The sequence below is a fragment of the Klebsiella sp. M041 genome, assembly GCF_059759695.1.
Genome location: NZ_JCAXWU010000006.1, coordinates 91,380 through 114,547 on the forward strand (window position 1 = coordinate 91,380; position 23,168 = coordinate 114,547).

Below are 23,168 nucleotides of genomic sequence, written 5' to 3' on the forward strand. Positions count from 1 at the left end.
TGAGGTTTGCTATGTCCATCCGCCCTGCCATTAAAGACGATTGCGCGGCGATCGCCGAGATCTATAACCACGCCGTCGTGCATACCGCCGCTATCTGGAATGACAAAACCGTGGATACCGACAACCGCATCGCATGGTTTGAAGCCCGCCAGCTGGCAGGCTTTCCGGTGCTGGTGAGTGAGGAAAACGGCGTCATCACCGGTTATTCCTCCTTTGGCGACTGGCGCGCGTTTGACGGCTTTCGCCACACCGTGGAGCATTCGGTGTACGTTCACCCCGAGCACCAGGGGAAAGGTCTGGGCCGCAAACTTCTGGTCGCCTTGATCGCCGAAGCGCGTCGGCTGAATAAACATGTGATGGTCGCCGGGATCGAGTCGCAGAACCACGCCTCGCTGCACCTGCATGAAACGCTGGGCTTTATCACCACCGGGCAGATGCCGCAGGTGGGAACCAAATTTGGTCGCTGGCTGGATCTGACCTTTATGCAACTGCAGCTTGATGCGCGCCAGGACCCGGACGGCCAGGCATGAATGGGTCGCTTACCCTCGCCTTTCTGGTGGCCGCCGGCGTAGGCCTGGTGGTGCAGAACACCCTGATGGTGCGCATCACCCAGTCGGTGTCGACGATCCTCATCGCCATGCTGCTCAATTCGCTGGTCGGTATCGTTATTTTCGTGACCTTGTTGCTGCTGCGCCAGGGCGTCGCCGGATTTCATGAGCTGGCCCTGAACGTGAAGTGGTGGACGCTGATCCCCGGCATGCTGGGATCCTTTTTCGTCTTCGCCAGCATCAGCGGCTATCAGACCGTGGGCGCAGCCACCACCATCGCGGTACTGGTGGCCAGCCAGCTGGTCGGCGGGTTGATCATGGATTTAATTCGCGCCCACGGCGTACCGCTGCGGGCGCTGATCGGGCCATTATGCGGCGCGGTGATGCTGGTGGTGGGCGCCTGGCTGGTGGCCAGACGCCAGTTCTGAGCGCCTGTTCAGAGGATCGCGCCGCCTTTGGTCAACTGCTCGCGGCGCGCGTCCTGCTCTTCCTGATGCTGTCGCCCATGGTGAGCGATGGCGGTGCGCAGGCGCTGCTGCTGAGTATAGCGTTCCTCACGACTGAGCTGCGCGTCATCGCTCAGGGCGATCAGCAGCTCATTCATATGCGCGATAACGCCCTCGGCAAGGATGTCATCGACTTTAACGATGACCTCATCCAGATGTGCCATTCTGTTCTCCTTTCACTTAATTCAGCTTCGCTTTGGAAAAATCGCTCCCCATCATGCTCACAGTGTAGCCGCTGACGTTGCTGCGGGTGGCATAGAAGGTCTTGCCGGTCGCCAGGGTGATCCACGGCGCCTGCTGGTAAAAGATCTCTTGCGCCTGTTCGTAGAGTTTGGCGCGCGCCTGCGGATCGCTCACCAGCAGGGCTTTCTTCACCAGCGCGTCATACGACTTATCGCACCAGCGGGCGGCGTTAGAGCCGGTCTGGATATTATCACAGCTGAGCAGCGTGCCGGCAAAGTTGTCCGGGTCGCCATTGTCTGACATCCAGCCGTACAGCGCGCTGTCGTGTTCGCCTTTACGCATGCCGGCCAGGTATTCGCCCCACTCATAGCTGACGATCTTCGCTTTCACCCCGACTTTCGCCCAGTCGTTTTGGATCATTTCAGCAATGCGTTTTGAGTTCGGATTGTAGGGCCGCTGAACCGGCATCGACCACAGGGTCACTTCCGCCCCTTGCTCCAGACCCGCCTGTTTGAGCAGCGCCTTCGCTTTCTGCGGATCGTAGTCGTAGTCCGGGAGGTCTTTTTTATACCCGAGCATGGTGGATGGGATTGGCGACTTCGCCACCGTACCGGAATCGAGGAACACCGCCCTGACGATGGCCTGTTTGTCGGTAGCGTAGTTTAACGCCTGGCGCACCAGCACATTATCAAACGGTTTTTTCTCGGTGTTGAACGCCAGATAGCCGACGTTCAGCGCCTCGACGGCGTGCAGCGTCAGATCGTTATTGCCCTTGATCACCGGGAACTGTACCGGGGAAGGCGCCGGAATAATCTGGCACTCGTTAGTCTGCAGTTTAGCCAATCGGGTCTCGACGTTCGGCGTGATGGAGAAGATCAGGTGCTTCGTCGGCACCTCGCCTTCCCAGTAGTGGGGATTGGCGATATAGCGGATTTGCGAATCCACTTTGTACTGCTGCAGAGCATAGGGTCCGGTGCCGACAGGCCAGTTATCGACGTTTTCTGGCGTTCCTTTCTTCAGCATCGCCTCGCCATATTCCGCCGACAGAATAGAGGCGAAGTCCATTCCCCAGTCGGCAAGAAACGCCGCGTTCGGCTGATTGAGCACAAACTGGACGTGATAGTCATCGACCTTTTTAACCGACTTAATCAGCTTATCGAGGCCCACGTCGTGGAAGTACTCATAGTTCCCCTGCGACACCTTGTGATAAGGATGCTGAGGATCCATCTGGCGCAGTACCGAAAACAGGACGTCGTCGGCGTTAAAATCGCGGGTCGGTTTGAAGAATTTATTGCTGTTGAACTTCACCCCCTGACGCAGCGTGAAGGTCCAGGTTTTGCCATCTTCAGAGACATGCCACTCGGTGGCCAGCGACGGGATCGGCGTGTTCTTCACCGGGTCAAAGGTGACCAGACGGTTATACAGCACCTGCGAGCTGGCGACGAACGACGGGCCGGAGCTGGCGATCTGCGGGTTGAAGGACTCCGGGGAGGCCTCTGAGCAATAGACCAGCGTGTCATTGCCCGCGGCCCATGCGGCGCTGGCCGGCAGCAGCGCGCTCAGCAGCAGCGCCAGCGTGGTTTTCCCTGTAGACATGGTTATAAGTCCTGATTATTGATTATAAGAACCGTAATAACAGCACAGCCCCTGGCCCCCGGCAAATAATCAATGGCTATCACCTTATGCCAATCGCGCTGAATTTGCTGGTTTAATCGGCGTCGCGCTGCTTTTTGCACCAGGTACGGTTGGGATGTTGTGAGCTATGCACAATTCCGGCAAAAAAATGTGCGATAACCGCCCCGCTCACGCTCGCCGCCAGCCGCGACCGGTACACTGGAGGAACCGCAGAATAAGAGGTTACCTCCATGACAATCACCTGCAATCTGTACATTGCCGGCCAGTGGCACGATGCCGAAGACCGTCGGACCTTTACCCGGCGCCACCCTGCCCACGATGACGTCGCCTCGGTTGCCGCTGCCGCCAGCCTCGTCGACGGTAAACGCTGCGTCGAGGCCGCGGCCAGCGCCTTCCCGCAGTGGCGCGATACATCCCCGGCGGAACGGCGACGCTTACTGCTCGACGCGGCGGAGCATATGCTGCTGCGGGAAGCTAAATTTATCGCCGCCATGGCGGCGGAGACCGGCGCCACCGCCCACTGGGCGGGATTTAACGTCCATCTGGCGGCCGATATCCTGCGCGAAGCGGCGGCGCTGACCACCCAGATCGAAGGGCAGATCATTCCATCCAACGTGCCGGGCAATCTGGCGATGGGGGTCCGCCAGGGTGCCGGCGTGGTGCTGGGCATGGCGCCGTGGAACGCGCCGCTGATCCTTGCCACCCGGGCGCTGGCGACGCCGCTGGCCTGCGGCAACACGGTGATCCTCAAGGGCGCTGAGCTCTCCCCGGCTACACAAGGATTGATTATCGACGCCCTCGACGCGGCGGGCTTCCCGCCGGGCGTGGTGAACTATCTCACCTGCGCGCCTCAAGACGCGCCGGCGCTGGTGGAGTCGCTGATCGCCCATCCGGCGGTGCGGCGCGTCAACTTTACCGGCTCCACACCGGTGGGGCGGATTATCGCCCGCACCTGCGGGCAGTATCTGAAACCGGCGGTGCTGGAGCTCGGTGGCAAAGCGCCGCTGCTGGTCCTCGACGATGCCGACATTGAGCAGGCGGCGGCGGGCGCCATTTTTGGCGCCTTCGCCAACGCCGGACAGATCTGCATGTCCACCGAGCGCATTATTGTCGACAACGCCGTGGCGGAGCGCTTTATCCCTCTGCTGACCAGGCGCGCCGCTTCTCTCCCCGCCAGCCTGACCGGCCCGGTGGTCGACATGAACACCGTCACCCGCTGCAACGCGTTAATCGACGATGCCTTAGCCAAAGGCGCCCGCCTGCTGACCGGCGGCAAAGCCAGCGATACCCACATGGCGCCTACCTTGCTGGACGGCGTCACCCGCGAGATGCGGCTGTGGAACGAAGAGTCCTTCGGCCCGGTAAAAGCGATTATTCGCGTTAATAACGACGAAGAGGCGCTGGCGGTAGCCAACGACAGCGACTATGGCCTTTCCGCTGCGGTCTACAGCCGCGACAGCGCCAGAGCGTGGAACCTGGCGCAACGTCTGCAAACCGGCATCTGCCATATCAATGGTCCAACCGTTCATGATGAAGCGCAAATGCCGTTTGGCGGTTGCAAAGCCTCCGGCTATGGCCGGTTCGGCGGTCGGGCCGGGATTGCGGAATTTACCGAGCTGCGCTGGATAACGCTCCAGACCCAGCCTCGCGAACTGCCATTCTGACGCTGACTCCCCCTTAGCCGTGGCTGGCGATGAGCTGCGCCAGCCCTTCCGGGTTTTCCCACGCCATCGAGTGCCCCGCGTGGGGCACAATCCCGACCGGGATCCCTTGCGCCTCTACCCGTTCGATATCCGCATAAGGGAGCGACTGCTCGCCGACGATCAGCACCTTCTGACAGCGCAGCTGGCAGAGCTGGATAAACCAGGGGGTGTCGCTGCCGTGTATCAGGCTGCTGGCGGCTCGCCAGACGGCCCAGGGGGCGCTGTTTTGCAAACAGCCGGCCCAGGGCGAGCGCTCTTCCGCCAGCATCCTGGCGTAACCTTCGGCCATAAAGGCCGCCTCTGACTGCGCCGCTATGCGCCTACTGTACTCGCCGCCTCCGGCGAACAGGTTGGGTTCAGAAACCAGCAGCGTGGTCACCCGCTCCGCCAGCAACCCTGCCGCTTCGATGGCGATGCTTCCCCCCATGCTATGCCCGTACAGCGCGAAGCGCTGCAGGCGCAGGTGGTCGAGGACTTGCTCCACCGTTTGCGCCTGGCTATGTATGTTGTAACTAAAGTCGTGCGGTTTATCGCTATAGCCGAAGCCCGGTAGATCGATAAGTATTTTGCGCCGCCCGTTGAGCGCGGGGGCGCTGGCGACGCGGGGATAGTCGTAAGATGACGCGCAGCCGAGGCCGTGGATAAACACCAGCGGAAGCCCCTCTCCCGGAAGATCGAGCCAGCGCAATGTGGCGCCTGCGACGGACGAAAAGAAACCGTTCACCTGTTTGCCTCCATGATAAGGTTACTGTGTTTTTATACAGTAACCTTATCCTTGCCGCCACCCTTTTCTGTCGTCCGCCGCCGGAGCGTTAAAACAGCGAGACGAGTAGCGCCATCGGGAAGCTGAACGGCCAGGTGGCGCCGATCAACAGGGCCGCCAGCAGGCGGATCACCCAACTCTCTTTGGTTAAAAACCAGCTAATTACGGCGCAGATCACGCCCATAATGGCGTAAAACACCAACATTTTTTGATATAACGTCATTCTTCGTTTTCCTTCCCTGAGGAGCGTTCCATGGTGGGATAATTATCTGCCATGACGTCGTGATTCAGAGATACCTGTATAACAAATTCAGAATCGGGCTGAATATTCAGAACAAAGCCCGATTCGTCTTAATCCGATAGCGCAACCGCGCCCGCCGTACTATACCTTTAGGGACTTACTCATTAAGGTGGCGTTATGGATGTCTCCAGCAAGACCGTCGTTATGATTAATGTCTGCGCCGCGTTCGCGCTTATCAGCCTGCTGTCAGTGAGATTTGGCTGGTTTTAATCATTTTACTCAGCAACGAAACCTAAAAAAGCAGCCCTCTGGGCTGCTTTTTTACGTGCGGAGGCTCGCGCCTATATTAGGGTCATAAACAATACGGGCTGAGTGGCCTGCGAAAATAACCTTGTTTAGTGCAGGGTTATAATGAGGCAAAACATTCACTTTCTCACTATCCCATTCGGCGGCGGCGCAAACGGCCTGCCCCACTCCCGCGCTCTCACAGCCCTGAATACGTTTTGCTGGCGCGTTACCATAGCTCAGCGCCACGGTGCCGACAGCCAGCAGAATAAAAGCAAAAATTTTCACAGCGACATCAACGTTAAAACCGAATATGCGTGAAATGATCGCATGAGCGGCGGCGGAAAGTCAAACCCGGGAGCGTGCGCCACCGCGCTGGCGCGTATGGCGGATTGACGCGCCGGTTATTAAATATTGCGAATAAATATTACCCGTTAACCGTAAATATAAAAGCCTTATTTATCGTCGTGAAATAGTTTCTGTTCAGCGCAATCTGATTCGTCTGATAAAGATAATATTTCGCCAATCGCAAACCAAAAGATTATCGCGCGTTGGCCGAAAATGCGATATACCGCGCAGGCGCTGGATCTTAATAAGATAAAAGGCGGCTACAAGCCGTTGTAACTTAACCTTTTCATGTCAGGCCTCGCTGGCGAGGGCCCCTAATAGCGCTAAATGACAACAAATATCATTTGCCTTCTCTTGAGAGAATACTTACATTCATAACTATTGGTAATGTTTTTAGCGCTGTGCGCTTTTCTATTTCGAGGTGGATATGTCCGGAATCATCACCCTGGTCATCGCGCTGATCCTGCTGGTCGCGGCGGTGTATAATCTTATTTCCTATATACGGGACCGTCGCAGCGCCAGCTTGCCGAGCAAAAAAACCAAGCGCTGAACACGGTTAACGCGATTTCCTTCCTGCGCCAGCATCGCTGGCATACTCCTCTTCCTGGCTTAGTGCGGACATAAAAAAAGCCCCTGCCATCAGGCAGGGGCCGGTATTGGGTCGCAAACCGCGACGTTGCCGCCTCACCCGCCGGGCGCGACGCGCCCAGGGTGACTGGCGAACCCCATCCGGCGCTTATCTCCGGCACTCACGATGGCTTAGCTCTTGAAGGGGTATCAGAATAATCTCACATTCCCCGCCGCGAGTTTTAACCATTTTTGCCATCGTGACTATTAGCGAACTAACACACCCATTGCGTAATCATTCGTTGCCGCTTATGGGTCAATCCGTTAGCCATGTTTAACCATCACATGGCGGACCACGGTGTAATCCTCAAGGCCGTACATCGACATGTCTTTCCCATAGCCCGACAGCTTCTGGCCGCCATGCGGCATTTCACTCACCAGCATAAAGTGGGTATTGACCCAGGTGCAGCCGTACTGCAGCCTGGCGCTGAGCCGGTGGGCGCGGCCAACATCTTTCGTCCACACCGAAGAGGCCAGACCATACTGGGAGTCATTTGCCCAGCTCAGGGCCTGCGCTTCATCGCTGAAAGGCGTCACGCTGACCACCGGGCCAAACACTTCGCGCTGCACGATGGCGTCTTCCTGCCGGGCGCCGGCGAGCAGCGTCGGCTGGAAATAATAGCCCGCGCCGTCCGCCCGATTGCCGCCGGTCACCACTTTAATATGCGGTAGCGCCTTGGCGGCTTCCACCGCGGCGCTAACGCGCTCAAGATGGGCCAGCGAGCTCAGCGGTCCCAGCTCGGTGGCGGCATCCTCCGGCGCCCCCATTTTCAGGCTGGCCACCGCCGCCCCGAGCTTCTCCACCAGCTGCTCATAAATACCCTGTTGGGCGTAGATCCGGCAGGCGGCCGTACAGTCCTGGCCGGCGTTATAAAACCCGAAGGTCCGAACGCCATCCACCACCGCATCGATATCCGCGTCGTCAAAGACGATGACCGGCGCCTTACCGCCCAGCTCCATATGGGTACGTTTAATCGACGAGGCGGTATGGCCGATGATATGCGCGCCGGTGGCAATCGACCCGGTCAGGGAAACCATTCGCACCTTCGCGTGGGCGGTCAGCGGATCGCCCACCGTTTTGCCGCGGCCGAACAGTACGTTGACCACCCCTTCCGGGAAGATATCTTTTGCCAGCTCTGCCAGCTTCAGCGCCGTCAGCGGGGTGATCTCGGAGGGTTTTATCACCACGCAGTTGCCTGCCGCCAGCGCCGGGCCCAGCTTCCAGGCCGCCATCATCAGGGGATAGTTCCACGGCGCGATGGAGGCCACCACGCCCACCGGGTCGCGACGGATCATCGAGGTATGCCCTTCCAGATACTCTCCGGCCGCCATTCCCGGCAGGCAGCGGGCGGCGCCGGCGAAGAAGCGGAAAACGTCCGCAATGGCCGGCATCTCATCGTTAAGCACGCAGTGCAGCGGCTTGCCGCAGTTCAGCGACTCCAGCTGCGCCAGGTTCTCCGCCTGCGCCGCGATGGCATCCGCCAGCTTCAGCAGACATTCCGCGCGCGTTTTCGGCGTCGTCTGGCTCCAGGCGTCGAACGCCCGATCCGCCGCCTCAACGGCGGCATCCACCTGGGCCGCTGTCGCTTCGGCAATCTCCAGGATCACATCGCCGGTCGCAGGGTTGTATACCGGCACCTTCTCGCCTTCACCTGCCACTAACTTACCGTTTATCAAGAGGTTGTGTTGCATAGCATTATCCTGTTTCATGGTTTTATTTCCCGTTTCCGGCGACGTTATCGCCGTCGCGGGTGAGCCACCAGGCCCCTAAGATTGGTATCGTTGTTACCAGCATCACCAACAGCGCGACAACGTTGGTGACGGGCACATCTCGCGGCCGCCCCAGCTGATTCAGTAACCACAGCGGCAAAGTTCGCTCATGCCCCGCGGTAAAAGTCGTGACGATGATTTCATCAAATGACAGGGCGAATGCCAGCATCCCGCCCGCCAGCAGCGCCGATCCCAGATTGGGCAGCACCACGTAGCGAAAGGTCTGCCAGCCGGTCGCCCCCAAATCCATCGAGGCCTCCACCAGGCTCCAGGAGGTCCGGCGGAAGCGGGCGATGACGTTGTTAAACACCACCACCACGCAGAAGGTCGCGTGCCCCACCACGATGGTCAGCAGCCCAGGCTCAAGGCCGACCGCTTTAAAGGCGGTCAGGAGCGCCAGGCCGGTAATAATCCCCGGCAGGGCGATGGGCAGCAGCAGCAGTAGCGACACCGCGTTCTTACCAAAAAAGGTGCTCCGCCACAGGGCTCCTGCAGCAAGCGTGCCAAGCACTAAGGCAATGGACGTCGACAGGGCGGCAATTTTAAGTGACAACGTCACTGCCTCCAGAATATCGCTGCGCCCTGCCGCCTCGCTGAACCAGCGCAGCGTCAGCCCCTGCGGCGGAAAACTGAAGGCGGCATCTTCCGTATTAAAAGCATAGATGGCGATGATCAGCAGCGGAAAGTGGAGAAAGACCACCCCGCCCCATGTCGCCAGTTTCAGATACCAGGGTGCGCGTTCAGAGTGCATCGAAGGCTCCCAGACGTTTCACGAACGCCAGATAAAGGGCAATCAGCACGATCGGCACGAGGGTAAACGCCGCCGCCATCGGCATATTGCCGATCGCCCCCTGCTGCGAGTAAACCATATTGCCGATAAAGTACCCCGGCGGGCCGACCAGCTGCGGCACGATAAAATCGCCCAGCGTCAGCGAAAAGGTGAAGATCGACCCGGCGGCAATCCCGGGAATAGCCAGCGGCAGGACCACGTAGCGGAAGGTCTGCCGCGGGGCGGCGCCAAGATCGGCCGAGGCCTGCAGCAAAGAGCCCGGGATACGCTCCAGCGCCGCCTGCACCGGCAGGATCATAAAAGGCAGCCAGATGTAGACGAAGACCAGGAAGCGTCCGAGTCCGGAGGTGGATAAGGTGTTGCCGCCCACCGCCGGGATGGTCAGCAGAGCGTTCAGCGCCCCTTCCAGCCCGAGATGGCCGAGGAACCACTGCGCCACGCCATCTTTGGCCAACAGCAGCACCCACGCGTAGGCTTTGACGATATAGCTGGCCCACATCGGCAGCATGACCGCGATATAAAAGAAGGCCTTCATTTTGCCGCTGGTGTAGCGCGCCATATACCAGGCCATCGGCAGCGCCAGCAGGGCACTGGCCAGCGTCACGCACAGCGCCATGACCAGGGTGCGAACGATAATATCGTAGTTGGCAGGGTTGAACAGCGCCTGCAGATTGGCCAGCGTGAAGTCGCTGGTCACCGACATGGTGAAGTCGTCAAAAGTATAGATACTCTGCCACAGCAGGGTCAGCAGCGATCCCAGGTAGACGATGCCAAACCACATCAACGGCCCAAGCAGCAGCAAAAACAGGCCCAGCGCCGGCCGGCGCCAGAAGATCCCCGATACGCGTCCGGCCTGCGCAAGAACAATCGCCATGGTCATCTCAGCCTCCGCTTTCCAGCGGGGTCATCGCCGCGCGCGACCATGACGCCTGCACCGTTTGCCCGGTTCGCGGAACGCTCGCCGCCGCCGCGCCGTCGATATTGGCCTGACTGACCAGCAGCTTGTCGCCATCCGCCAGCCGGAGCTCGATCCGCGTTGCCGCCCCCTGATACTGTACCGCCTGCACCACGCCCTGCACCTGCACTTCGCCGCCGCCCTGCAGGCGAACATGTTCCGGGCGCAGCGACCAGCAGCCCGCCAGGCCGCAGAGCCGTCGGGCCGCCTCGGCCTCAAAGACGTTGGCGGTGCCGACAAAACCGGCGACAAAGGCAGTCTTCGGATGCAGATAAAGATCCTGCGGGGCATCCACCTGCTCAATGCGCCCGTTGTTAAACACCGCCACGCGATCGGACATCGACAGCGCTTCGCTCTGGTCGTGGGTGACGAAGATGAAGGTGATCCCCAGCGACTGCTGCAGCTTTTTCAGCTCCACCTGCATCTGCTCGCGCAGCTTTAAATCCAGGGCGCCCAGCGGCTCGTCGAGCAGCAGCACCCGCGGCTGGTTCACCAGCGCCCGGGCGATGGCGACCCGCTGCCGCTGACCGCCAGAGAGCTGGGAGGGCTTGCGATGGTGCGCAAAACCGAGGGCCACCTTCTCCAGCGCCTCCTGGGCGCGGGCATGGCGCGCTTTCTTCGCCACGCCTTTGACCATCAGGCCGTAAGCGACATTGTCGAGGATCGACATATGGGGAAACAGCGCATAGTCCTGGAACACGGTATTGACGTCCCGCTGCCAGGGCGGCAGCTCGCTGGCCGGCTGACCGAAGATCCGGATGGTGCCGCCGGAGAGCTGCTCAAAACCGGCAATCAGCCGCAGGCAGGTGGTTTTCCCCGAGCCCGAAGGTCCCAGCATGGAGAAAAACTCGCCGTCGCGGATACCAATGCTGACCCCGTCCACCGCCCGCACATCGCCATACAGGCGCGATACATTCTGAAACTCGACCGCGTACGTCATTGTTTGCCTCCGATCCTTAGCGGCCGCCCATTATCGCAATGTAGTCCTGCGTCCAGCGGCTGTAGGGAACGTATTTCCCCCCCTCGGCAACCGGCGTTTTCCAGAAGTGGATGCGGGCAAACTGGTCGTAGCCGTTGGTCTCACAGCCCTTCTCTCCGAGCAGCGCGCTGGCTTTACAGCCCTCAGGCACCACCGGTAGCGAGCCGAACCAGGCCGCTACATCGCCCTGCACCTTCGGCGTGAGCGACCAGTTCATCCATTTATAAGCGCAGACCGGGTGCTTCGCCTCGCTGTGCAGCATGGTGGTATCCGCCCAGCCGGTCACCCCCTCCTTCGGAAATACGGTAGCGACAGGCTGGCCTTCCGCCTTCAGGCCGTTGGCCTGATAGGGCCACGAGCTGGAGGCGGCCACCCCTTCGTTTTTGAAGTCGTTCATCTGCACGGTGGCGTCATGCCAGTAGCGGTGGATCAGCGGTTGCTGGTCACGCAGCACCTTCAGCACCGCGTTGTACTGGGTTTCGGTCAGTTGATAGGGATCTTCGATCCCCAGCTGCGGTTGGGTGGCTTTGACAAACAGCGCAGCGTCGGCGATATAGATCGGGCCATCATAGGCCTGCACCCGCCCCTGATTGGTTTTGCCATCCGGAAGATCCTGCTTCACGAAGACCACGCTCCAGCTGTCCGGCGGCGTCGGGAATACGCGGGTGTTGTACATCAGCAGATTCGGTCCCCACTGATACGGCGTGCCGTAAACTTTGCCCCCGACGTTAAACCATGCCCCTTGCGCAATGCGCGGGTCGAGAGTGTGCCACCCGGCAATCAGCGCTGTGTTAATCGGTTGAACGCGTTTGCCCATGATCAGACGCAGCGAAGCATCGCCCGAGGCAGTCACCAGATCGTAGCCGCCCTTGGCCATCAGGCTAACCATTTCGTCAGAGGTGGCGGCAGTTTTCACATTAACCTGACAGCCGGTCTCTTTTTCAAACTGGCTGACCCAGTCGTACTGCTTGTCGGTCTGACCGCGTTCGATATACCCCGGCCAGGCAATAATATCCAGCCGCCCTTCCGGTTTATCCAGCGAGGTGAGTGGTTCAGCCGCCTGGACGGTCAGGCAGGCCATCCCCAGCACATAAAGGCTGCAACGGGCCAATTTTTTGCTCATCAGGTGTTACTCCTGTCACAAGGGAATTAGCGGCAGCCGTGCCGTAAAAATATCTCCTGAAATAAGGGTAGTCAGCGGATTAACGCCCTCGGGGGAATTTATTCAGGTTGTGACCCGGGACGCATTACGCAAAAATCGCCAACACAAGACTGACTTTATGGATTATAGACAACGAGTTAGAGAAAAAGGAGGGGTATGCGTATTTCCTATGGTGAGCGCCGGTAAAATAATGACCGGCCTCGATAAAAATCCATCTTCGTTTATTTTTAGCGATTGTTTATCGCGGCGAATAATAGCCAAAGCGTTCAGGAAAGCTGCTCACGAATTAGCTCGCCCAGGCGCTTCACCCCCTGCTCTTCGCGTTCTCCCCAGCCCCAGGCGGTATTAAAGCGGAAAAACGAGGTCCAGCTGGCGGAGGTGGAGAACATTTTTCCCGGGGCGATGCTGATGTGCGACGCCAGCGCCCTGGCGCTCAGCACGCTGGCGTCGGCCCCTTCCGGTAGTTCGATCCACAGAAAATAGCCGCTGTCGCTGTGATGGATGGTGACCTCCGGCGGCAGATGGCGCAGCAGCGCCTGCCAGGCCTGCTGTTTACGTTCCGCCAGCTGGCGGCGGAGACGGCGCAGATGGGCGTCATAGCGTTTGGTCGACAGGTAATCCACCAGGGCTAACTGCATCGGCGAGCTGGTGGAGAGTGTACTCATCAGCTGCAGCTGCTGGATCCGCCGCGCCTGTTTCCCGGCCGCCACCCAGCCGATGCGAAAGCCGGGCACCAGACATTTTGAAAACGAACTGCAGTGCAGCGTCATATCCTGTTGATCCCAGAACTTCGCCGGCAACGGCTTCTCGCGGCCAAAGTAGAGCTCGCTGTAAACATCATCTTCAATCAGCATTACGTTATAGCGCGCCAGCAGCGCCACCAGCGCTGCTTTTTTTTCGGCGCTGAGGGTGAAGCCGAGCGGGTTCTGGCCGTTGGTCATCAGCCAGCAGGCCTTGACCGGATAGTTTTGCAGGGCCGCCTCCAGCGCCGTCAGGTCAATGCCCTCTTTGACGTCGGTGGCCACCGACAGCGCCTTCAGACGCAGCCTCTCCAGCGCCTGCAGGGCTCCGTAGAAACAGGGATTCTCCACCACCACCCAGTCGCCGGGCTCGGTCACCGCCTGCAGGCTGAGGTTTAGCGCCTCCAGCGCTCCGGCGGTAATGACGATCTCGTCGGGCGAGACGTTCATCCCCTGCAGGGCATAGCGCCGGGCAATGGCGTGCCGTAGCTCCGCGTTGCCCGGCGGCAGGTTCTCAATCACGCTCATGGCGGTGGCGGTTTTACTCACCTGCGCCAGCGAACGGTTAAGCTGCTGGAGTGGAAAGAGACGCGGGTCTGGGAAGGCCGAGGCAAAGGGCAGCATTGACGCCTGGCGGCTGGCCTGGAGCACCTCAAAGATGTAAGTATTGATATCGACCGCTTCATCGCGGGTCACCTGAGCAGGCGGCGCCGGCTGACGAAGCTTCACCGGCTGGGGGGCGACGTAATATCCCGACTGCGGTCGGGCGACGATGCGCCCCTGGCTTTCCAGTAGCTGATAGGCATGGCTGACGGTCATAAAGCTCATGCCGCTGCTGACCACCTGCTCGCGCAGCGAGGGGAGCCGATCGCCCGGCAACCAGACGCCAAGCGCGATCTGGTCGGTTAGCTGCTGCGCCAGCTGTTGATACTTTTTCATTGTCACCCTTTCCTTGCTGCAACCTCCCTTTATCATATATCAGTTGTTATAAATTAACACTTTTAAGTAACTGTTATGTAAAACAGCGCAACCAGGTCACACAGAACGCCCTCAGGAAAGGTTTACGAGAAAATTGTCCAAAAAAACGATATGATGCATAACCAAAAAATGAACATGATACCGATGGTAATACATAAGCTATGTAATCCTTTTTCTGACATGACCATTCCCTTTTATTGATATCCTGAGAATAAAATACAAAGCACGGCTAAACACGACAATTTAAAATTATTTAATTCATAATTAACTGCCTCATCCTTTTTACTGATTCTCATACTAGCAAACGTGTGCAGACGTTAAATTCATTAATAAAGAACAGATAATAAAATGCTATATCTGTCGTAATCAGAGGATATTGCTCACAAAAATTAAACGACCGCGCTTTCCCGGACAGCTACAGGTCTAAGCTGATCCGTAAGACTACGAAAATACAGTGAAATAGATTATTAATATTTTCCTGGCCAACAATCTGGCTTTGCTTTCAGCGTTTAAAATGACGCTTTTACCCGGGGGATCTCCATGTTGGCGGTCCCCGGAGACCGGCAAAAAGATCATAACAGCCGCCAACTGTTATGATAAAAAATGAACCGACTGCCTCTGCCCCCTTGCCGCCACCCTGCCTAAAATTGCGCTGAATCAATTTTGTTGTGGAGTCCTGCATGTTCGGTCTTGATGCATTCCATCTGGCGCGAATTCAATTCGCCTTTACGGTCTCGTTTCATATTATCTTTCCCGCCATCACCATTGGCCTGGCAAGCTACCTGGCGGTTCTCGAAGGCCTGTGGCTGAAAAGCAAAAATCCCACCTGGCGCTCGCTGTACCATTTCTGGTCGAAGATCTTCGCCGTCAACTTCGGTATGGGAGTGGTGTCCGGGCTGGTGATGGCCTATCAGTTCGGCACTAACTGGAGCGGTTTTTCGCAGTTCGCGGGCAGCATCACCGGCCCCCTGCTGACCTATGAAGTCCTGACGGCGTTCTTTCTGGAAGCCGGTTTTCTCGGGGTCATGCTCTTCGGCTGGAACCGCGTGGGGCCAGGGCTGCACTTTTTCGCCACCTGCATGGTGGCGCTGGGGACTATCATCTCGACCTTCTGGATCCTCGCTTCCAACAGCTGGATGCAGACCCCGCAGGGGTTTGAGATCGTCGATGGCCAGGTGGTGCCCGTCGACTGGCTGGCGGTGATCTTTAACCCGTCTTTCCCCTACCGCTTGCTGCACATGACGGTGGCGGCATTTCTCAGCAGCGCGCTGTTTGTCGGCGCCTCGGCGGCCTGGCATCTGCTGCGCGGCAATCAGTCGCCAGCGATCCGCAAGATGTTCTCCATGGCGCTATGGATGACGCTGCTGGTCGCGCCGGTCCAGGCGCTGATCGGCGATATGCATGGCCTGAACACCCTGAAACACCAGCCGGCAAAAATCGCCGCCATTGAGGGCCACTGGGAAAACCCGCCCGGCGAGCCGACGCCGTTATTATTGTTTGGCTGGCCAGATATGGAGCAGGAGCGCACCCGCTACGGGCTTGAGATCCCGGCGCTGGGCAGTCTGATCCTCACCCACAGTCTGGATAAACAGGTGCCGGCGCTGAAGGAGTTCGCCCCTGAGGATCGGCCAAACTCCACCGTGGTGTTCTGGTCATTTCGCCTGATGGCTGGTCTCGGCATGCTGATGCTGCTGCTCGGAGCGCTGGCCCTGTGGCTGCGCCGCGGCGACCGGCTGTACCACTCGCGGCCGTTTCTGCGCTTTGCCCTGTGGATGGGCCCCTCAGGACTGATTGCGATTCTCGCCGGCTGGGTGACCACCGAAGTGGGCCGCCAGCCATGGGTGGTGTATGGCGTTCAGCGCACCGCCGAGGCGGTTTCCGCCCACGGCGATCTGCATATGTCGGTCAGTTTGTTGACCTTTATTGTGGTTTACAGCGCCGTCTTCGGGGTCGGCTACAGCTACATGCTGCGCCTGATCCGCAAGGGGCCGCAGGAGGTGCAACCCGCGACAACCGGTACGCCAGCCCGCCCGCTGTCCGCCGCTACTGAAGGTTATCTGCAGAAGGAGTCCCGCTAATGGGTATCGAATTATCGGTGATCTGGTTCGTGATTATCGTCTTTGCCACGCTGATGTACATCGTCATGGACGGCTTTGATCTGGGCATTGGCATGCTGTTCGGCACGGTCCGGGGCAGCACAGAGCGCGACGTGATGGTGAACAGCGTCGCCCCGGTATGGGATGGCAATGAGACCTGGCTGGTGCTGGGCGGCGCCGGTCTGTTTGGCGCCTTTCCCCTCGCCTACGCGGTGATAATCGACGCCCTGTCGATCCCCCTGACCCTGATGCTGATCGGCCTCATCTTTCGCGGCGTGGCCTTTGAATTTCGTTTCCAGGCCACGCCGTCGCACCGGCCATTCTGGGACCGCGCCTTCTTTGGCGGTTCCCTGCTGGCGACCTTCAGCCAGGGCGTGGTGGTCGGAGCGGTGATCGACGGTTTTACCGTCAGCGGTCGCGCCTTCAGCGGCGGCATGTTTGACTGGCTGACCCCGTTCAGCCTGTTTTGCGGACTCGGGCTGTGCGTGGCCTATGCGCTGCTCGGCGCCACCTGGCTGGTGATGAAGAGCGAAGGCGCGCTGCAGCAGCGGATGCGCAGCGCGTCTCGACAGTTGCTGGTTGCCCTGCTGGCGGTGTTTGCCGTCATCAGCCTGTGGACGCCGCTGGCGCACCCGGCGATCGCCGCCCGCTGGTTCAGCCTGCCGAATCTCTATTTCCTGCTGCCGGTGCCGCTGCTGGTGCTCCTGATTAGCGCCTGGCTGTGGCGCACACTGCCTCTGCACGACCGTCATGTCTCGCCTTTCACCCTAACGCTGGGCCTGGTGTTTCTCGGCTTTAGCGGCCTGGGGATCAGCATCTGGCCGCATATTATTCCGCCATCGATTACCTTGTGGCAGGCCGCCGCCCCGCCGCAAAGCCAGGGCTTTATGCTGGTGGGCGCGCTGCTGATTATTCCGGTTATTCTTGGCTATACCTGCTGGAGTTATTACGTGTTCCGCGGCAAAGTCCAGCCAGGGGAGGGTTATCATTGATGAAAACCGTCTGGTCCAAACGTCTGCTGTGGCTGATCGCGCTGTGGGGAGGCAGCGTGCTGACGCTGGCCGCCATCAGCCTGCTGTTTCGCCTGCTGATGACCGCCGCAGGTCTTAAAGTTTGAACCAGGATGCAGAGTCATCCGGATCCGGAGCTCTCCATCTTGTCTTCACTTTTACTTGCTGAAATACGCGGACACATCAGAAGAAAGGATATTGCTATGAAGAAGTTAGCTTTACTGTCTGCCGCGATGACCCTGGGAATATCGTCATGGGCTTTCGCTGCCGACAACCCGCCGCCGCCAGAAAAAAGCGCGCAGCATCAGGGTAAATCGGCGGCGAAAAACGGCCAGCACGACGGTAAGCAAGCGCACCATAACGGCAAGCAGCCGCGGCATGATGGCAAGCAGCCGCAACGAGACGGCAAACAACCGCAGCCTGATGGTAAGCAGCCGCCAAAAGGCGGTGAGCACAGCGGGAAACCACGGCCGCCAAAAGCGTAATCCGTCACGCCTGGCCTTCTGCGCCAGGCTTTTTTCACCCTCTTTCAGCAGACATTGACAAACCCTTGCCCTTCTTTGATAAACCGGGAAAAAAACCTGCACAGCGCCTGGCATAGTAAGCCCACGCCATTGATTCACAGAGAAAAGGTATGTTGAGGAAAAGCATGAGCGCCCTGCTGTTGCTGTGCGCGCTTTTTTCCGGGCATCTGCTGGCCCACCGTCAGGGGCACGATTACTTTCCGGTACAGAGCCTCGAGCAGCAGCTGCTGCACGAGGCGGATAGCGATGAGCTTCGCAGCCGGTGCGAAGAGAACGCCGCCGACCTGCGCGAGCATCACCGCTGGCAGGACGCCCGCAAACCGCGGGCATCACACAGCCAGTAGCGTCGCCGCGGATCAGGCCCCTTTGCGCTTCGGCAGGGTCTTCATCAGCTCGTCCGGGCTGACGGAGGCCACGATGCTACCCGGGTGCGGCATTTTGAGGATATGGTTTTTGATCTTGCCGACCACGTGCATTTCGCACGGACGGCAGTCAAACTTCAGGGTTAGCACTTCATCGCCATGGATCAGCTGCATCGGCGTGGCTTTCCAGCTCTTGATGGAGCCTTTCGCCTGTTTCGGACAGAGGTTGAAGGCAAAGCGCAGGCAATGTTTGGTGATCATCACCGGCACATCGCCCTTCTCTTCGTGCGCTTCATAGGCGGCGTCAATCAGCTGCACGCCATAGCGCTGGTAGAACGCCCGCGCCTTATGGTTATAGACGTTGGCGAGGAAGGAGAGATGGGTCTCCGGGTAGACCGGCGGCGGCACAGAGACCGGCTTACGGGTGCCGCGCTGCCAGGCGTTGAGCCGCGCGTCATCCAGCATTTCGGCCGTTTCACGCCGCAGCTGGTTGAGCAGGCTGTTGGGCACAAACAGCGGCGGCAGATTGACCTGCACCTCGCGCGCATAGTAAATGGTTTGCCCCAGTTTTGTGACACCGTCACGCAGGTTGGCCAGCGCTTTCTCCGCCTGGTTAGCTTCGGCGAACTCCCCGTCAAGGGTGTGGGTCACGCTGACGCCATCTTCACAGGTCATGGTGAGAACCAGCTGCTCCTGCCAGCCGCTTAGGGTGACGTCTACGGCGATGCGGCGTTCGCTGGAGGTCTTCAGCAGCGCCTGCTGCCAGTTGTGATCAAGGTTGCGGTTGAGCGCCTGATGCGGGCGCACTTTGTGCAGGTCCGCAGGCATCTCGTTCGGCCACACCCGATAGCGATTTTCGCCGGTTTTTTCCACGGTATTGGCGCGGAAGCCCACCACTTCACGCTTAATCATCACGTTAAGGCCATCGCCGTTGGTTAACGGTTCGCTGACCTCAACGTCGAGATGGTCTTTACCCACCTTCAGCACTTCGCCCACCGGCAGTCCGATAAATTTTGGCGAATCAAAGGCGCCGATATCGCCTTTACGGGCATTAACGAAGTAATCGGTGCTGCCGCGGTGGAAGGTTTTATCGGTGGACGGGATAAAGAAATGCTCGGTGCGCCCTGCCGAGGCGCGCGCGAGATCGCCGCGGTCTTCAATGATGGCGTCCAGCATCTGGCGGTAGTGAGCGGTGATGTTTTTCACGTAGCTCATGTCTTTGTAACGGCCTTCGATTTTGAAGGAGCGCACCCCGGCATCGATCAGCGCCGCCAGGTTGGCGGTCTGGTCGTTGTCTTTCATCGACAGGAGATGTTTTTCATAGGCCACCACTCGCCCCTGATCGTCCTTCAGGGTATACGGCAGGCGGCAGGCCTGCGAGCAGTCGCCGCGGTTGGCGCTGCGTCCGGTCTGGGCGTGGGAAATGTAGCACTGGCCGGAATAGGCCACGCACAGCGCGCCATGGATAAAGAATTCGATGGTGGCGTCAGTATTTTCGTAGATGGCTTTGATTTGACTGAGGTTCAGCTCGCGCGCCAGCACGATCTGGCTGAAACCGGCGTCTGAGAGAAACTTTGCTTTCTCCACGCTGCGGATGTCGCACTGGGTGCTGGCGTGCAGCTCGATCGGCGGCAGATCCAGCTCCATGATCCCCATATCCTGGACAATCAGCGCATCGACGCCCGCGTCGTAGAGATCGGTAATCAGCCGCTGCGCCGGCTCCAGCTCATCGTCATGCAGAATGGTGTTCAGCGTCACAAAGACCTTGGCGCCAAAGCGATGGGCGAAAGGCACCAGACCGGCGATGTCGCTCAGGCTGTTGCTGGCGTTGTGGCGGGCGCCAAAGCCAGGTCCACCGATATAAACGGCATCGGCGCCGTGAAGGATCGCTTCGCGAGCGATACCGGCGTCGCGGGCAGGACTAAGAAGTTCAAGACGATGATTGTGCAGGCGCATACGCGTGTTGTTATCCAGTATAAGGGGGTCGAAATGGCGGCTATTGTAGTCAGAACCGGGCGCAGACGAAAACCTTTTCCGCCGTCGCGGGACGACGAATTTTCAGTTTTCAGCAAAGTATTGAAGGAAAAGATATTTCCCTCAAATCACCGTACAGAGTACTGTCATCACGTATTCCGGATTTTCCTCGTCACGTTGTGAGTGGTTATCATCAGTCATCTTGTCTGGCCGCGGGTTCGCCCGCGGTTTTTTCTTTTGGATAGTGGATAAGCGAATGGAAATGAGCCGCCTGGGCGCCGCTGTTCCGGTAGGCATGCGCCGCATCGCCGGCGAAGCGCCGACCCTCACCCGCCTGCAGCGAGTGCCACTCCCCCTGTAAGCAGAGATCCAAGGTACCGCTAATCACGACAACATGCTCAATCACCCCTTGCTCATGCGGCGTCGATTCGCTCAGCGCCCCGGGAGCAAGGGTTATCGAGAAATGATCAAAGCGCAACTCCGGGTCCCACGGGAAGACCGGGGTCACCACCATCGCCTGCTGCTGCGGGTCAAACGCGGAGGGCGCCGCGCCGTCATCCGGAACGATAAACGCCGAAAACGGCACGTTCAGCCCGGTGGCAATCTTCCACAGGGTCGCGACCGTCGGACTCGATTCATTCCGCTCAATCTGCCCGAGCATGGCTTTCGACACCCCGGTCTCTTCCGCCAGACGCGACAGGCTCCAGCCGCGCTGCTGACGCAGATTTTTGAGGGTGGCCGCCAGATGTTGCGCAATATTCATCCTACCTCCTGATTTTTCAGCCCAGAGTATACCTCCATTTGCCTGATTCAACAGGGCGATTAGCGGCATCGCGGGCCGTTTGCGACAAGAGCCTCGGTGCGCAGCCCTCACCACGCAGGAACCTTGTGCGCTAAAACGCACAATGATAGAGTGATAGGACGTTATAACGCACAAGAGAAAACTATGCGCTCGTTTACCGTTCCGCTTCCCAGCCTGTTCGCCGGCTTCGTCGCCGTGCTGGTGGGCTACGCCAGCTCTGCCGCCATCATCTGGCAGGCTGCCGCTGCCGCCGGCGCCACGCCCGCGCAGATCGCCGGCTGGATGACGGCCCTGGGCCTCGCCATGGGCGTCAGCACCCTCGCGCTGAGCGGCTGGCGAAAAGTGCCGGTGCTCACCGCCTGGTCAACGCCGGGCGCCGCCCTGCTGGTCAGCGGCCTGCAGGGGGTGACCCTCCCTGAGGCGGTGGGGGTATTTATCTTCGCCAATGCGCTGATCGTCCTCTGCGGCGTTACCGGCCTGTTTGCCCGGCTGATGAAAATCATTCCCCATTCGCTGGCCGCCGCGATGCTGGCCGGCATTCTGCTGCGTTTCGGTTTGCAGGCCTTCGCCGGCTTCCAGGATCATCTGCTGCTGTGCGGCGGCATGCTCGCCGCCTGGCTTCTGTGTAAGGCGCTGTGGCCCCGCTTCGCCGTGGTCGCCGCGCTGGTTGCCGGGGCGCTGATTGCCGCGGCCTCCGGGGAGGTGGCCAGCGCCGCTGTGCCGCTGGCGTTTGTGGCGCCGGAATGGATCGCCCCGCAGTTTACCCCGGCGCTGCTGCTCAGCGTCGGCCTGCCGTTCTTCCTCGTGACCATGGCCTCACAGAACGCGCCCGGGTTCGCTACTCTGCAGGCATCAGGCTATGCCGTACCGGTCTCCGCGCTGATCGTTGTCTGCGGGGGGCTGGCGCTGCTGCTGGCGCCGTTTGGGGTTTACTCGATCTGTATTGCGGCGATCACCGCCGCCATCTGCCAGAGCCCGGAAGCGCACCCGGATCCGCAGAAGCGTTGGCTGGCGGCCATGGCCGCAGGCGGTTTTTATCTGCTGGCCGGTCTGTTCGGGGGATCGATCACCGCGCTGATGTCGGCCCTGCCGACAGCGTGGATCCAGATGCTGGCCGGCCTGGCGTTGCTCGGCACCATCGGCGGTAGTCTGTTTCAGGCGGTACATCAGGCCAGTGAGCGCGACGCGGCGGTGCTGACCTTTCTGATCACCGCCAGCGGCGTGACGCTGGCGGGAATTGGCTCCGCATTCTGGGGCGTGGTGCTCGGCGGAGTGAGCTACGGCGTGCTATCCGCGCTGCGCCGCCCGTAGCTGGGTCGGCGTCAGGCCGGTGGCGGCTTTCACCCGATGGCTGAAATGGCTGGCGGAGCTGAAACCGCAGGCCAGAGCGATCTCGGTGAGCGGCAGCGCGCTGTGGCAGATCAGGTTTTGCGCCTTCGCCATTCGCTGCTGCATCACATATTGATGCGGAGCCATATTCAGCGACTGGCGGAACATACGGGCAAAATGAAATTCACTCAGTCCCGCCTGCTGCGCCAGGTCGGCCAGGGTCAGTGGCTGATCGAGGTGAGCGTCGATCCAGGCCAGCACGTGACGCTTCACCCCCGGCGCCAGTCCCCCGGTGACCGAGGGCAAACGCCACTGCACGGTGGAATAGTGCTGGATCAGATGGGTAAGCAATAAACTGCTGGCGGCGCTAAGGGTCAGCTGGTTCGCCGGCTGTCGCCAGTCATTAGCCAGCAAAAACTGACGATACACGGTGGTGATTTTGTCATCGCTGGCGAAGGTTTTCTCCTGCAGGGTGAAGTTCGCCGGGCTGCGATCCCACACCTCCTCCCCGACGCGGCGCAGATGCGCATCGGTACAATAGAGATGGACAAACGACAGATCGCCGCGGATATCCCAGACGCTTTCATCGCCTTTCGGCATCAGGCAAAAGCGATCCGGGCCGCCGCCATTCTTCCAGCCGTGCGGCGTCTTTTGATAGCTTTCATAACCATCGGCGACGTACAGGCTTAAGGTATGATGATCGCTGCGTACCGTTACGGTATCGCAGTTGTTATACCAGGCGGCCAGTTGAATACCGGAATTCAGCTCCACGGAGCCCTTCAGCACCGCGTTCTGTCGCCGTAATGTTTCAAACGTCCCGTAACCCATCGCCTTCACGCATCTGTCCTGTCTGGAAAA

The 23,168-nt window shown here is 59.4% G+C and carries 26 protein-coding genes; 12 read left to right on the plus strand and 14 right to left on the minus strand.

The genetic code is table 11. The annotated features are described in order from the left end of the window. Positions 1-11 precede the first annotated feature (11 nt). Entirely contained in the window at positions 12-530 is a 519-nt protein-coding gene (locus AC6CWS_RS09410) for a GNAT family N-acetyltransferase (protein WP_023289887.1), read from the plus strand. Next, positions 527-976: a DMT family transporter gene (locus AC6CWS_RS09415; RefSeq protein ID WP_023289888.1), complete on the plus strand. Its 450-nt coding sequence runs from the start codon at positions 527-529 to the stop codon at positions 974-976. Before AC6CWS_RS09410 ends, AC6CWS_RS09415 begins: the two co-directional genes overlap by 4 nt. 8 nt (positions 977-984) lie before the next feature. Here the strand turns inward: AC6CWS_RS09415 and AC6CWS_RS09420 are convergent, their stop codons facing one another. Together AC6CWS_RS09420 and AC6CWS_RS09425 are read right to left on the minus strand one after the other, a co-directional pair. Next, on the minus strand, positions 985-1,218 hold the full coding sequence (locus AC6CWS_RS09420) for a YdcY family protein (protein WP_023289889.1): 234 nt from the start codon (positions 1,216-1,218) through the stop codon (positions 985-987). Between the two features lie 16 nt (positions 1,219-1,234). Continuing rightward, on the minus strand, positions 1,235-2,833 hold the full coding sequence (locus AC6CWS_RS09425) for an ABC transporter substrate-binding protein (RefSeq protein ID WP_023289890.1): 1,599 nt from the start codon (positions 2,831-2,833) through the stop codon (positions 1,235-1,237). Positions 2,834-3,102: 269 nt separating this feature from the next. Between AC6CWS_RS09425 and AC6CWS_RS09430 the strand changes: the two genes are divergently transcribed. Beyond that, positions 3,103-4,536 carry an aldehyde dehydrogenase gene (locus AC6CWS_RS09430; protein ID WP_065881578.1) on the plus strand — a complete coding sequence of 478 codons (1,434 nt, stop codon included), beginning with the start codon at positions 3,103-3,105 and terminating at the stop codon, positions 4,534-4,536. A gap of 13 nt (positions 4,537-4,549) precedes the next feature. Here AC6CWS_RS09430 and AC6CWS_RS09435 read toward each other — a convergent pair whose 3' ends face one another. Then, positions 4,550-5,299, minus strand: coding sequence for an alpha/beta fold hydrolase (locus AC6CWS_RS09435; RefSeq protein WP_065881576.1), 750 nt, complete (start codon positions 5,297-5,299; stop codon positions 4,550-4,552). Between the two features lie 88 nt (positions 5,300-5,387). Further along, positions 5,388-5,561 carry a GhoT/OrtT family toxin gene (locus AC6CWS_RS09440; protein ID WP_004202771.1) on the minus strand — a complete coding sequence of 58 codons (174 nt, stop codon included), beginning with the start codon at positions 5,559-5,561 and terminating at the stop codon, positions 5,388-5,390. A gap of 195 nt (positions 5,562-5,756) precedes the next feature. Between AC6CWS_RS09440 and yncL the strand changes: the two genes are divergently transcribed. Continuing rightward, positions 5,757-5,849 (plus strand): stress response membrane protein YncL, encoded by a 93-nt coding sequence (gene yncL / locus AC6CWS_RS09445; RefSeq protein WP_002906891.1) that lies wholly within the window; start codon positions 5,757-5,759, stop codon positions 5,847-5,849. A gap of 51 nt (positions 5,850-5,900) precedes the next feature. On the opposite strand, the gene AC6CWS_RS09450 is transcribed toward yncL, so the two are convergent. After that, positions 5,901-6,152 carry a hypothetical protein gene (locus AC6CWS_RS09450; RefSeq protein WP_032453085.1) on the minus strand — a complete coding sequence of 84 codons (252 nt, stop codon included), beginning with the start codon at positions 6,150-6,152 and terminating at the stop codon, positions 5,901-5,903. Positions 6,153-6,639: 487 nt separating this feature from the next. Between AC6CWS_RS09450 and AC6CWS_RS09455 the strand changes: the two genes are divergently transcribed. After that, a complete protein-coding gene (locus tag AC6CWS_RS09455) occupies positions 6,640-6,762 on the plus strand; it encodes a small membrane protein (protein ID WP_004175940.1) in 123 nt (40 codons plus the stop codon). Positions 6,763-7,103: 341 nt separating this feature from the next. Here the strand turns inward: AC6CWS_RS09455 and patD are convergent, their stop codons facing one another. The 6 genes from patD to AC6CWS_RS09485 form a co-directional block, all read right to left on the minus strand. Beyond that, entirely contained in the window at positions 7,104-8,531 is a 1,428-nt protein-coding gene (gene patD / locus AC6CWS_RS09460) for an aminobutyraldehyde dehydrogenase (RefSeq protein WP_065881574.1), read from the minus strand. Positions 8,532-8,553: 22 nt separating this feature from the next. Next, positions 8,554-9,360 carry an ABC transporter permease gene (locus AC6CWS_RS09465; protein WP_065881573.1) on the minus strand — a complete coding sequence of 269 codons (807 nt, stop codon included), beginning with the start codon at positions 9,358-9,360 and terminating at the stop codon, positions 8,554-8,556. Continuing rightward, a complete protein-coding gene (locus AC6CWS_RS09470; protein ID WP_065881571.1) occupies positions 9,350-10,279 on the minus strand; it encodes an ABC transporter permease in 930 nt (309 codons plus the stop codon). The genes AC6CWS_RS09465 and AC6CWS_RS09470 overlap by 11 nt, the downstream gene beginning before the upstream one ends. 1 nt (position 10,280) lies before the next feature. Continuing rightward, positions 10,281-11,294 carry an ABC transporter ATP-binding protein gene (locus AC6CWS_RS09475; RefSeq protein WP_004202778.1) on the minus strand — a complete coding sequence of 338 codons (1,014 nt, stop codon included), beginning with the start codon at positions 11,292-11,294 and terminating at the stop codon, positions 10,281-10,283. Between the two features lie 16 nt (positions 11,295-11,310). Beyond that, the gene (gene ydcS / locus AC6CWS_RS09480) at positions 11,311-12,456 is read right to left on the minus strand and encodes a putative ABC transporter substrate-binding protein YdcS (protein ID WP_023289895.1); all 1,146 of its coding nucleotides are present in this window, start codon (positions 12,454-12,456) and stop codon (positions 11,311-11,313) included. A gap of 305 nt (positions 12,457-12,761) precedes the next feature. Continuing rightward, positions 12,762-14,174 carry an aminotransferase-like domain-containing protein gene (locus AC6CWS_RS09485; RefSeq protein WP_023289896.1) on the minus strand — a complete coding sequence of 471 codons (1,413 nt, stop codon included), beginning with the start codon at positions 14,172-14,174 and terminating at the stop codon, positions 12,762-12,764. A 719-nt stretch (positions 14,175-14,893) separates the two neighbouring features. On the opposite strand from AC6CWS_RS09485, the gene AC6CWS_RS09490 reads away from it, so the two are divergent. From AC6CWS_RS09490 to AC6CWS_RS09510, 5 genes are all read left to right on the plus strand, one after another. Continuing rightward, positions 14,894-16,291 (plus strand): cytochrome ubiquinol oxidase subunit I, encoded by a 1,398-nt coding sequence (locus AC6CWS_RS09490; RefSeq protein WP_004202782.1) that lies wholly within the window; start codon positions 14,894-14,896, stop codon positions 16,289-16,291. Beyond that, complete coding sequence (gene cydB, locus AC6CWS_RS09495) at positions 16,291-17,301, plus strand: cytochrome d ubiquinol oxidase subunit II (protein WP_023289897.1); 1,011 nt, start codon at positions 16,291-16,293, stop codon at positions 17,299-17,301. Before AC6CWS_RS09490 ends, cydB begins: the two co-directional genes overlap by 1 nt. Beyond that, positions 17,301-17,426 (plus strand): DUF2474 domain-containing protein, encoded by a 126-nt coding sequence (locus tag AC6CWS_RS09500; RefSeq protein ID WP_004202785.1) that lies wholly within the window; start codon positions 17,301-17,303, stop codon positions 17,424-17,426. The genes cydB and AC6CWS_RS09500 overlap by 1 nt, the downstream gene beginning before the upstream one ends. 96 nt (positions 17,427-17,522) lie before the next feature. Beyond that, positions 17,523-17,804: a hypothetical protein gene (locus tag AC6CWS_RS09505; RefSeq protein ID WP_065881566.1), complete on the plus strand. Its 282-nt coding sequence runs from the start codon at positions 17,523-17,525 to the stop codon at positions 17,802-17,804. Positions 17,805-17,953: 149 nt separating this feature from the next. Continuing rightward, the gene (locus AC6CWS_RS09510; RefSeq protein ID WP_065881564.1) at positions 17,954-18,187 is read left to right on the plus strand and encodes a DUF2554 family protein; all 234 of its coding nucleotides are present in this window, start codon (positions 17,954-17,956) and stop codon (positions 18,185-18,187) included. A gap of 12 nt (positions 18,188-18,199) precedes the next feature. Here AC6CWS_RS09510 and AC6CWS_RS09515 read toward each other — a convergent pair whose 3' ends face one another. Further along, entirely contained in the window at positions 18,200-20,161 is a 1,962-nt protein-coding gene (locus AC6CWS_RS09515; RefSeq protein ID WP_065881561.1) for a peptidase U32 family protein, read from the minus strand. A 33-nt stretch (positions 20,162-20,194) separates the two neighbouring features. Here AC6CWS_RS09515 and AC6CWS_RS09520 point away from each other — a divergent pair, with 33 nt between their 5' ends. Then, a complete protein-coding gene (locus AC6CWS_RS09520; RefSeq protein ID WP_032429169.1) occupies positions 20,195-20,362 on the plus strand; it encodes a hypothetical protein in 168 nt (55 codons plus the stop codon). Between the two features lie 10 nt (positions 20,363-20,372). Here AC6CWS_RS09520 and AC6CWS_RS09525 read toward each other — a convergent pair whose 3' ends face one another. Continuing rightward, positions 20,373-20,942 carry a helix-turn-helix domain-containing protein gene (locus tag AC6CWS_RS09525; RefSeq protein WP_023289901.1) on the minus strand — a complete coding sequence of 190 codons (570 nt, stop codon included), beginning with the start codon at positions 20,940-20,942 and terminating at the stop codon, positions 20,373-20,375. 183 nt (positions 20,943-21,125) lie between these two features. On the opposite strand from AC6CWS_RS09525, the gene AC6CWS_RS09530 reads away from it, so the two are divergent. Continuing rightward, positions 21,126-22,292: a benzoate/H(+) symporter BenE family transporter gene (locus tag AC6CWS_RS09530; RefSeq protein WP_065881556.1), complete on the plus strand. Its 1,167-nt coding sequence runs from the start codon at positions 21,126-21,128 to the stop codon at positions 22,290-22,292. Here the strand turns inward: AC6CWS_RS09530 and AC6CWS_RS09535 are convergent. Further along, a complete protein-coding gene (locus tag AC6CWS_RS09535; RefSeq protein ID WP_065881711.1) occupies positions 22,269-23,138 on the minus strand; it encodes an AraC family transcriptional regulator in 870 nt (289 codons plus the stop codon). The genes AC6CWS_RS09530 and AC6CWS_RS09535 overlap by 24 nt on opposite strands. Between the last annotated feature and the right edge of the window lie 30 nt (positions 23,139-23,168).

Excerpts from the sequence above, each read along its gene's own strand:
- AC6CWS_RS09525 (WP_023289901.1), bottom strand. The coding sequence starts at position 20,942 with ATGAATATTGCGCAACATCTGGCGGCCACCCTCAAAAATCTGCGTCAG.
- AC6CWS_RS09530 (WP_065881556.1), top strand. The coding sequence starts at position 21,126 with ATGCGCTCGTTTACCGTTCCGCTTCCCAGCCTGTTCGCCGGCTTCGTC.
- patD (WP_065881574.1), bottom strand. The coding sequence starts at position 8,531 with ATGCAACACAACCTCTTGATAAACGGTAAGTTAGTGGCAGGTGAAGGC.
- AC6CWS_RS09440 (WP_004202771.1), bottom strand. The coding sequence starts at position 5,561 with ATGACGTTATATCAAAAAATGTTGGTGTTTTACGCCATTATGGGCGTG.
- ydcS (WP_023289895.1), bottom strand. The coding sequence starts at position 12,456 with ATGAGCAAAAAATTGGCCCGTTGCAGCCTTTATGTGCTGGGGATGGCC.
- AC6CWS_RS09420 (WP_023289889.1), bottom strand. The coding sequence starts at position 1,218 with ATGGCACATCTGGATGAGGTCATCGTTAAAGTCGATGACATCCTTGCC.
- yncL (WP_002906891.1), top strand. The coding sequence starts at position 5,757 with ATGGATGTCTCCAGCAAGACCGTCGTTATGATTAATGTCTGCGCCGCG.
- cydB (WP_023289897.1), top strand. The coding sequence starts at position 16,291 with ATGGGTATCGAATTATCGGTGATCTGGTTCGTGATTATCGTCTTTGCC.
- AC6CWS_RS09485 (WP_023289896.1), bottom strand. The coding sequence starts at position 14,174 with ATGAAAAAGTATCAACAGCTGGCGCAGCAGCTAACCGACCAGATCGCG.
- AC6CWS_RS09535 (WP_065881711.1), bottom strand. The coding sequence starts at position 23,138 with ATGGGTTACGGGACGTTTGAAACATTACGGCGACAGAACGCGGTGCTG.
- AC6CWS_RS09425 (WP_023289890.1), bottom strand. The coding sequence starts at position 2,833 with ATGTCTACAGGGAAAACCACGCTGGCGCTGCTGCTGAGCGCGCTGCTG.
- AC6CWS_RS09430 (WP_065881578.1), top strand. The coding sequence starts at position 3,103 with ATGACAATCACCTGCAATCTGTACATTGCCGGCCAGTGGCACGATGCC.
- AC6CWS_RS09410 (WP_023289887.1), top strand. The coding sequence starts at position 12 with ATGTCCATCCGCCCTGCCATTAAAGACGATTGCGCGGCGATCGCCGAG.
- AC6CWS_RS09510 (WP_065881564.1), top strand. The coding sequence starts at position 17,954 with ATGTTGAGGAAAAGCATGAGCGCCCTGCTGTTGCTGTGCGCGCTTTTT.
- AC6CWS_RS09470 (WP_065881571.1), bottom strand. The coding sequence starts at position 10,279 with ATGACCATGGCGATTGTTCTTGCGCAGGCCGGACGCGTATCGGGGATC.
- AC6CWS_RS09520 (WP_032429169.1), top strand. The coding sequence starts at position 20,195 with ATGGCGGCTATTGTAGTCAGAACCGGGCGCAGACGAAAACCTTTTCCG.
- AC6CWS_RS09515 (WP_065881561.1), bottom strand. The coding sequence starts at position 20,161 with ATGCGCCTGCACAATCATCGTCTTGAACTTCTTAGTCCTGCCCGCGAC.
- AC6CWS_RS09465 (WP_065881573.1), bottom strand. The coding sequence starts at position 9,360 with ATGCACTCTGAACGCGCACCCTGGTATCTGAAACTGGCGACATGGGGC.
- AC6CWS_RS09455 (WP_004175940.1), top strand. The coding sequence starts at position 6,640 with ATGTCCGGAATCATCACCCTGGTCATCGCGCTGATCCTGCTGGTCGCG.
- AC6CWS_RS09505 (WP_065881566.1), top strand. The coding sequence starts at position 17,523 with ATGAAGAAGTTAGCTTTACTGTCTGCCGCGATGACCCTGGGAATATCG.
- AC6CWS_RS09475 (WP_004202778.1), bottom strand. The coding sequence starts at position 11,294 with ATGACGTACGCGGTCGAGTTTCAGAATGTATCGCGCCTGTATGGCGAT.
- AC6CWS_RS09500 (WP_004202785.1), top strand. The coding sequence starts at position 17,301 with ATGAAAACCGTCTGGTCCAAACGTCTGCTGTGGCTGATCGCGCTGTGG.
- AC6CWS_RS09415 (WP_023289888.1), top strand. The coding sequence starts at position 527 with ATGAATGGGTCGCTTACCCTCGCCTTTCTGGTGGCCGCCGGCGTAGGC.
- AC6CWS_RS09490 (WP_004202782.1), top strand. The coding sequence starts at position 14,894 with ATGTTCGGTCTTGATGCATTCCATCTGGCGCGAATTCAATTCGCCTTT.